An 8231-nucleotide genomic window follows, 5' to 3' on the forward strand; every position below is an offset into this window, starting at 1 on the left:
TGTGGTTCGGGTAATTGATCAAATGATTGAAAACGTTGAAGAAGAACTATTCTTCGTGCACTATCAATGTGGAGGTCGGAGCTCCTTTCACCCTAAAATGATGACAAAGGTCATTCTTTATGCATACACCCAAAAAGTGTATTCTTGTCGTGGAATTGCTAAACTCATTGAAGAAAATATTCCAGCAATGTGGTTGGCGGCCTTACAAAAAACTGATTATCGTACAATCAATCGGTTCCGTACTGTTCAAATGGAGAAGCTCCTTCCGAAACTCTTCGAAGATATGATTCATCAAATAATTGATCAAAAGCATATCACGATGCAAAACTATTTTCTTGATGGAACTAAAATAGAAGCTAATGCAAACAAGTATACATTTATATGGAAGAAAGCAACGACCAAGTATGAGGAAAAACTTCGCGAGAAAATTGATGTAGTTTATCAAGAAATTCAAGCCATTATAGACGAAGAAGGACAGGAATTATTATCGAATCAAGGAATAGTCGCAGAAGAACAACTAGTCTACCTTGAAGAAAGACTAGAAGGGGTACCGCCAACATTTCGGAAATTTTGTACGCTAAGCATATTTCCAACCTAAAAAAGTCGATTTCCTATACAATAAGGAATCGATTTTTTTAATTTTGTTTTACAATCACGGCCGTTGAATAGAGCTTGCTTAATAAATCTGAACTAAAACATTTCCTCTTTACATTGACATCGTGTCATACTTTATATTGATAAGGAAGGAGGCGTTAAGATGAAAATCAGTGAGTTATCAGACCACACAGGTGTCAGTACCCGTTCCATTCGCTATTATGAGAAAAAAAGTTTAATTAAACCATCACGAACAGAAAATGGTTATCGGGTTTATGACGAGCAAGATATAGAACGTGTAAAAGCCATTCAATTTTTTCTAGATATCGGGCTTAAAACTGATGAAATACAGCCTGTTATAGCTTGTGGTTCCATCGAACCCATGGATGGCGATTGGAATTGTGCAGGTGCAGCAATAACGTTATATGAAGAGCAATTGCTCAAAACTAGGCAACAGATTGAGCAATTGGAAAATGCCCAAAGACATTTAAAAGAGTTAATTGAATTCTGGCGTACGGTTCAAGATCGCCAGAATAGGAGTAATGAACAATGAATTATCGACTCTTAATATTGGTGTTAGGAACTTTTATTATTGGAACAGACGATTTTGTTATTGCTGGTTTACTACCGAGCATTGCAAACGATATGAATGTCACGATTGCAGCAGCCGGTCAATTAGTAACAGCCTTTGCCATTGCCTACGCAATTGGAGCCCCTGTTTTAGGAACATTAACGTTTAATATGCCCGTTAAAACTTTATTAGTATTATCTATGGTTGTGTTCACCATTGCTAATGGTCTTTCTGCAATTGTCACTTCATTTGAATTATTGTTTGTCACAAGAGTAATCGCTGCGTTAGCCGCAGCTGTGTTTACCCCTTTGGCTATGGCTGCTTCAACAAGTTTGGTTCCTGATACAATGCGTGGGAAAGCTTTGTCTTTTGTCATAGCTGGTATAACCATTGGGCTAATTTTAGGTGCTCCTATTGGTACATGGATTGGAAATTCCATAACCTGGCGTTATTCTTTTGTCTTCGTAGCGGCGGTATCTTTAGTAACTGCAATTGGAGTTTTAATATTCTTACCAAAAATTGAACGAGAAGCTTCTGTGAGTATAAAAGAGAGACTAAAAAGTTTCAACAAAATTATAGTATTAACATTAAGTGTCAGCATTATCGGGACTACAGGCGGGTTTATGACTTATACCTATATAGCTCCAATTATTACGGAGGTCACGAATGTTGAGAATATAAGCATTTACCTGCTATTACTTGGTATTGGGGCTTTATTCGGCAACCTAGTTGGTGGTTATTTAACAGACCGTATAGGCGCTCCAAAAACACTTAAATTATCACTATTGGGTTTCGCTATTTTATTAGCTGCGTTCTCAATGCTAACCTTTTTAAATCCATCTACATTGGCAATTATTCTTGTTGGTCTTATTTCAGTATTATGGGGTATCCCAGGTTTCGGAATGAATCCAGCGTTGAATGCATACCTTATTTCGTTAAATCCTAAGCAGTCATCAATGATACTATCCTTTAGTGCATCTGCGCTTTACATGGGGATAGGTTTAGGAGCATTTTTAGGCGGTGGAGTCATTAGTTTGAGTTCGATAAACTACGTAGGAATTAGCAGTGGGGTATTAGTATTTGTTGCTTTAATTATCTTTATCTCAGTTAATAAGGCTGCAAAAAAAGTCACTGAAAACAAGTACTAACTAAAAATAAAGGTGCCATCGTATTCATCAATGGCACCTTTATACGGGATTTTTCTAATAATTTCCTCCTGTAATCAGGGATAACTCCACAAAAAGGCTACGGAATAAAAAATTCTTAACTACCCTGTGCTTTACTCAATAAAAGTAGAACCATAAACGGTCTTAAATATTACAAATGTTACTTTGATTTTGGGAATGAGTTTTGGTTCTATGAATTAATACAAACAGGTTGTTTTTTGATAAAGTGATTATTAGCACCATAAACGTTCGTTTTTGGTGCTAAAATAGATTCATAAACAACTTTTGCAGGTGATGAATGATGATTTTTGGTTACGCACGTGTAAGTACGGAGGAACAAAACTTAGATATGCAAGTTGATGCACTTACACAATATGGAGTAGAAAAAATTTACAAAGAAAAATTAACTGGAACTAGGAAAGATAGACCCCAACTAGAGGAGCTTCTTAAAGTCTTACGTAGTAGCGACAAAATTGTTGTATATAAACTTGATCGTATTTCTCGTTCTACAAAGCATCTAATTGAACTTAGTGAATTATTTAGTGATCTAGGAGTAGATTTTGTATCCATCACTGACAGTATTGATACGTCAACTGCGATGGGGAAGTTCTTCTTTCGTACAAAGGCAAGTATTGCAGAATTAGAACGAGATATTATTAGTGAAAGAACAAAGTCCGGGCTACAAGCAGCAAGATCCAGAGGAAGGAAGGGTGGTAGACCTTCAAAGAAAAAAGACAAAGTTGAAATGGCGATTAAAATGTATAGGAGTAAGGATTATACAATCAACCAAATTACAGAAGCAACAGGAATCAGTAAAACCTCACTCTATCGATACTTAGACAAAGCAAATTAAGGCTCATACCAAAATTATTTATAAGGATTGATTTAACTTGAGTGTGAAAGAACTGCTAACACCAGAACAGCGAAAGGAAATTTTAAACCTTAATAATTTATCAGAATATGAATTTACTTCTTATTACAGTCTATCTGACTATGATATTGATGTTATAAATCGTCATAGAAGAGATCATAATCGCTTAGGGTTCGCACTTCAATTATGCGTTCTTAGAAACCCCGGTTGTTCTTTAATTAATATGTTAGAATTACCTGATAACCTTATTAAGTACGTAGCTAATCAAATTAATGTAGATCCTGAGGTTTACTCTTCATATGCTCAACGTGATACAACTAGACGTGAGCATTTAGAAGAAATACGTCAAGTATATGGATATAGAAACTTTAATAACAGTGATTATCGTACGATTTTTAATGTTCTTTTAAAATTCGCATTGGAAAATGGAAATTCGATGTATCTAGTACGCACTGCAATCGATTTATTAAGAAAGGAAAAAATGATCCTTCCTGCAATACCAACAATCGAGAGGTTGGTTTGGTTAGCTGGAACACGTGCAGAGAAAAAAATATATGCCATACTAACAAGTAATCTGTCTGAAAGAAATAAGCGCGAACTAGAAAAGTTGATTGATTTAACGGTAAATAATAATAAAACTCCATTAGCCTGGCTTCGGGAAATTCCCGGACAGTCGTCACCAGATTCTTTTTTAAAGGTCATAAAAAGATTAAAGTACATTAAAGAAATGAATATTGAAGCCGATACGGCATTAATACACCCGAATAGACTTTTACAATTAGCACGAATTGGGGCAAGATATGAACCCCATTCTTTTAGAAGATTTAAAGAAGATAAAAGATATGCATTATTAGTCGCTCACTTAATCACTCTCTCCCAAGACTTAACTGACCATGCCATTGAAATTCATGATAGACAAATGATGGTGTTACAAGCAAAAGGTAGAAAAACTCAAGAAGAGATGCAAAAGCAAAATGGAAAGTCAGTAAATGAAAAAGTTGTGCATTACGCAGATATAGGAACGGCTTTAATTAAAGCCAAAGAGGAAGGGATCGATCCTTATGTGGCATTAGATCAAGTAATGCCTTGGGAGAAAATTGTAGAATCGATTGAAGAAGCTAAATTATTATCAAAACCAATGGATTATGATTACCTCGATTTAATAAAAACTCGATATAACTATTTAAGGAAATATACTCCAATCCTGTTGGATTCTTTAGAGTTCAAATCTACTAAATCAGCAGAGCCCTTATTGAAAGCATTAGATTCCATACGCGAATTAAATGATTCTGGAAAAAGGAAAATCCCTGATGACTCACCTTTGAGTTTTGTTCCTAAACGTTGGCAAAAACATGTTTTTGATGATGAGGGTAACATTAACCGTCAATATTATGAAATGGCTGCCTTAACAGAACTAAAAAACTATATCCGTTCTGGTGATGTTTGGGTTGAAGGTAGTAGATTACATAAGGATTTTGAAGAATATTTAGTATCAAAGAATGATTGGGGAAAAGCAAAGGTTAAAGGGACTAATATAGCTGTTAATGTAAGTTTTGAACAGTATATACAGGAAAGATGTGAAACTTTAAATACTAAACTTCAATGGATTTCCAAAAATATTGATAAAGTTGAAAGTATTAATACTGAAAAACAAAAGATACATGTTGAGAGACTACAAGCAGATACTCCCGAAGAATCTAGAAATTTCAGTTTAGCTCTTTATAATTTGCTTCCAAGAGTTAAACTCACTGATTTATTAATGGAAGTTGCTGAATGGACTGGATTTGAAGAGTCATTTGTTCACGCTTCTTCAAATCAGCCACCTAAAGGTGAGGAAAAATCTATTGTGATGGCTACGTTAATGGCGATGGGGACAAATATTGGATTAACTAAAATGGCAGAAGCAACTCCTGATATTTCATATCGCCAGATGGCCAATGTTATGCAATGGAGATTACATGAAGATGCTATGACTCGCGCTCAAGCTACACTGGTAAATTATCAGCACCGTCTATCTTTAGCTACATATTGGGGAGATGGGACAACATCTTCTTCAGATGGTATGCGTGTCCCTGTTGGAGTATCATCGTTACATGCAGATTCAAATCCGCATTATGGAACTGGGAAAGGTACAACCATTTATCGTTTTACAAGTGATCAGTTTTCTTCTTTTTATGCAAAAGTTATTAATACGAACGCAAGAGATGCTGTTCATGTGATAGATGGATTGTTACATCATGAATCTGACCTTTCAATTGAAGAGCATTACACTGATACAGCCGGTTATACCGATCAAGTTTTCGGATTAAGCTATTTGTTAGGGTTTCGTTTTGCACCAAGGCTAAGAGATATAAGTGACGCTAAATTATATACCATTTCTTCTCCTAATGACTTTTCAAACATAAAAGGCATACTTCGAGGAAAGATTAACACAAACGTTATTAAAGAGAATTTTGATGATGTATTAAGGCTGGCACATTCAATTCGAGAAGGAAGAGTTTCTGGATCATTAATCATGGGAAAATTAGGTTCATATGCAAGACAAAATAAAATAGCTACAGCTCTTCGAGAGATTGGAAGAATTGAAAAAACAATCTTTATTCTTGACTATATTACGAATGAAACATTAAGAAGAAGGATACATCGTGGACTAAATAAAGGAGAAGCCATGAATGGATTGGCTAGAGCTTTATTTTTTGGTAAACGTGGTGAATTCAGAGAACGTGGAATACAAGATCAGCTGCAAAGAGCGAGTGCATTAAATATATTAATCAATGCAATAAGCGTATGGAATACTTTGTATTTAAGTGAAGTGACAAAGGAATTTAAGAAAAATAATGTTCTAAAAGAAGAATTACTTCCACACATTTCACCTTTAGGATGGGAACATATTAATTTTCTTGGAGAATATAAATTTGATTCAAATAGATTCCCAGCTAACAAACTAAGACCATTAAATAAAAATTAATCTATAACATAAGCCAAATTCCTTAGCGTACAGGTATTTGGCTATATTTATGTCGAAATTTGCTTAGCGTACAAAATTCCCGAAATGTTGGCGGTACCCCTAGAAGAAAAGATTTCAAAAGATACAGCTGTCATTCGAAAAGAAAAGGACAGCCATAATAGGAAAGAAAAGCGTCGTGCATTAAGCCCTATCAAAAAGTTATTAAAGGCAGTCAGAGAAGATTACTCTCCACGATTAATGAAATATAAGAAACAAAACGAATTATTTGGTGATCGAAATAGCTATTCAAAAACAGATCCAGATGCCACAATTCATTCTTTTTTATACGATCCATCAACGCCCGACTGATATTCGTTGTTTTAGCCACATATGGAGACATTGAAACAAATATCCTTGTCGTTTCCAAAGAATGTAATAGCCGATGCAGGCTATGGAAGTGAGGATAACTATCTGTATTCAGTCGATGAACATTTTGAAGCACTGATTCCTTATAATACGTTTTTAACTGAACAAAAAAGGAGTTATCAAAAAGATATTCGTCACGCGAGTAACTGGGATTATAATGAGCAAAATGATACATATAGATGTCCGAATAACCGTAAGATTGAATTCAAACGTTACTCTAGACGAACAGATAAATATGGGTTTACGAGGGACTTCAAAATTTATGAATGTGAAGATTGTTCAGATTGCCCACTAAAATCAAAATGTACGAAATCAAAAGGGAATCGACAAATTCACTACAACACCGTTTATGAAGAACTAAAAGCAAAAGCGAAAACGAGCCTTTGGTCTGAATCAAATGCACACATTTATGCTCGACGAAAAGTCGAGGTAGAAAGTGTTTTTGGTCATATCAAGGGCAATCGTTCGTTCCGCCGCTTTTCGCTTCGGGGCTTAACGAAAGTCCAAATATAGTTTGGGATTGTGGCGATGGCACATAATCTACTGAAAATAGCTGGAATTCATCAGCTATCTTCAGTGAAAAATGAAAAGAATGTAAAAACAGGTGAAGAAAAACAATTTGTTTTTCTTCACCTGTCTTATTTTCGGGACTTATTAGACAGCCCCATTCCTATTTTAGTAAATACATTATTCATTTTACTTATTAACTGGAGTACTATCATAATATTCTTCTAGTGTTATGTCTTTTTGAGTTATTTCAGTAGCTAGTTCTATTCCAACATAACGAATATGCCACGGCTCATACTTATAGCCTGTAATGCTTTCTTTTCCTTTTGGAAATCGAATGATAAATCCGTATTCGGATGCATGTTCTTCTAACCATTTAGCTTCCGCCGTATTGGCAAAGCCATCTTCAATTGCAAATGCTCCTGTTATACCTGAAACGTCTATAGAAAGTCCTGTTTGATGTTCACTATGTCCTGGGCGAGCACTGTATTTATCAGCTTCTTCTAACCCATCCTTGTTAACATAGTTGTCAAATAATGTTTTTTGTCTGGCTTCTGAACGGTACCCAGAGGCGCCGGCTAGATGGATTCCATCGAGCATAGCAGCATCAAACATTTTCTTTAAAGCCTCAGCAGGCTCTTTTCGCATTTTACGTTTGTCGATTTTTTCATTAAAGAGAAAGGGAACATCTGGGTATACTAAATCATTTGGAACATACTGTTCGGGAAGTCGATATTTTTTATTTACAAGAACGGTAATATCATTTGGTTTAGCAACTACTTCAATAGCGTTCGAATCTTTAGGTTCAGCAGCGTTCGAATCTTTAGGTTCACCAGCATTCGAATCTTTAGGTTCACCAGCATTCGAATCTTTAGGTTCAGCTTGAGGCTTTTTACTAGCTTGTTGAGAATCGGAGGGGGGAGCTTTGGAATCCTCCAATTGATTAGTACTACATCCGGAACTAATTATAAGACTACCAATTAGTATAAACAGTACTTTTTGTGTTGGTTTTTTCATGAAATTAAGCATATTCTTCTCCTTCTTCGTCAATAATAATTTAAATTTATTACTATGTCGAAATAATAACAGATAAACTTTTCGGAATATGTACATCTTGTTTCTGATTTTCTAAATATTTGTATCTAATTT

The 8231-nt window shown here is 35.2% G+C and carries 8 protein-coding genes; 7 read left to right on the forward strand and 1 reads right to left on the reverse strand.

The window, feature by feature from the left end:
• From V7014_RS16685 to V7014_RS16715, 7 genes are all read left to right on the forward strand, one after another.
• The coding region (locus V7014_RS16685) for a transposase (protein ID WP_335508568.1) at positions 1 to 598 on the forward strand (598 nt) is incomplete at its 5' end.
• Between the two features lie 159 nt (positions 599 to 757).
• On the forward strand, positions 758 to 1147 hold the full coding sequence (locus tag V7014_RS16690; RefSeq protein WP_335508569.1) for a MerR family transcriptional regulator: 390 nt from the start codon (positions 758 to 760) through the stop codon (positions 1145 to 1147).
• The gene (locus tag V7014_RS16695) at positions 1144 to 2313 is read left to right on the forward strand and encodes an MFS transporter (RefSeq protein WP_335508570.1); all 1170 of its coding nucleotides are present in this window, start codon (positions 1144 to 1146) and stop codon (positions 2311 to 2313) included. Before V7014_RS16690 ends, V7014_RS16695 begins: the two co-directional genes overlap by 4 nt.
• Positions 2314 to 2632: 319 nt before the next feature.
• Positions 2633 to 3184: a recombinase family protein gene (locus V7014_RS16700; RefSeq protein WP_335508571.1), complete on the forward strand. Its 552-nt coding sequence runs from the start codon at positions 2633 to 2635 to the stop codon at positions 3182 to 3184.
• Between the two features lie 37 nt (positions 3185 to 3221).
• Positions 3222 to 6170 carry a Tn3 family transposase gene (locus tag V7014_RS16705; RefSeq protein ID WP_335508572.1) on the forward strand — a complete coding sequence of 983 codons (2949 nt, stop codon included), beginning with the start codon at positions 3222 to 3224 and terminating at the stop codon, positions 6168 to 6170.
• 84 nt (positions 6171 to 6254) lie between these two features.
• On the forward strand, positions 6255 to 6518 hold the full coding sequence (locus V7014_RS16710; protein WP_335508573.1) for a hypothetical protein: 264 nt from the start codon (positions 6255 to 6257) through the stop codon (positions 6516 to 6518).
• 21 nt (positions 6519 to 6539) lie between these two features.
• Entirely contained in the window at positions 6540 to 7088 is a 549-nt protein-coding gene (locus V7014_RS16715) for a transposase (protein WP_335508574.1), read from the forward strand.
• A 183-nt stretch (positions 7089 to 7271) separates the two neighbouring features.
• Here the strand turns inward: V7014_RS16715 and V7014_RS16720 are convergent, their stop codons facing one another.
• Positions 7272 to 8099: a M15 family metallopeptidase gene (locus V7014_RS16720; RefSeq protein WP_335508575.1), complete on the reverse strand. Its 828-nt coding sequence runs from the start codon at positions 8097 to 8099 to the stop codon at positions 7272 to 7274.
• Between the last annotated feature and the right edge of the window lie 132 nt (positions 8100 to 8231).

It is taken from the genome of Bacillus sp. JJ722, assembly GCF_036963345.1.
Classification (GTDB): Bacteria; Bacillota; Bacilli; order Bacillales; family DSM-1321; genus Bacillus_AD.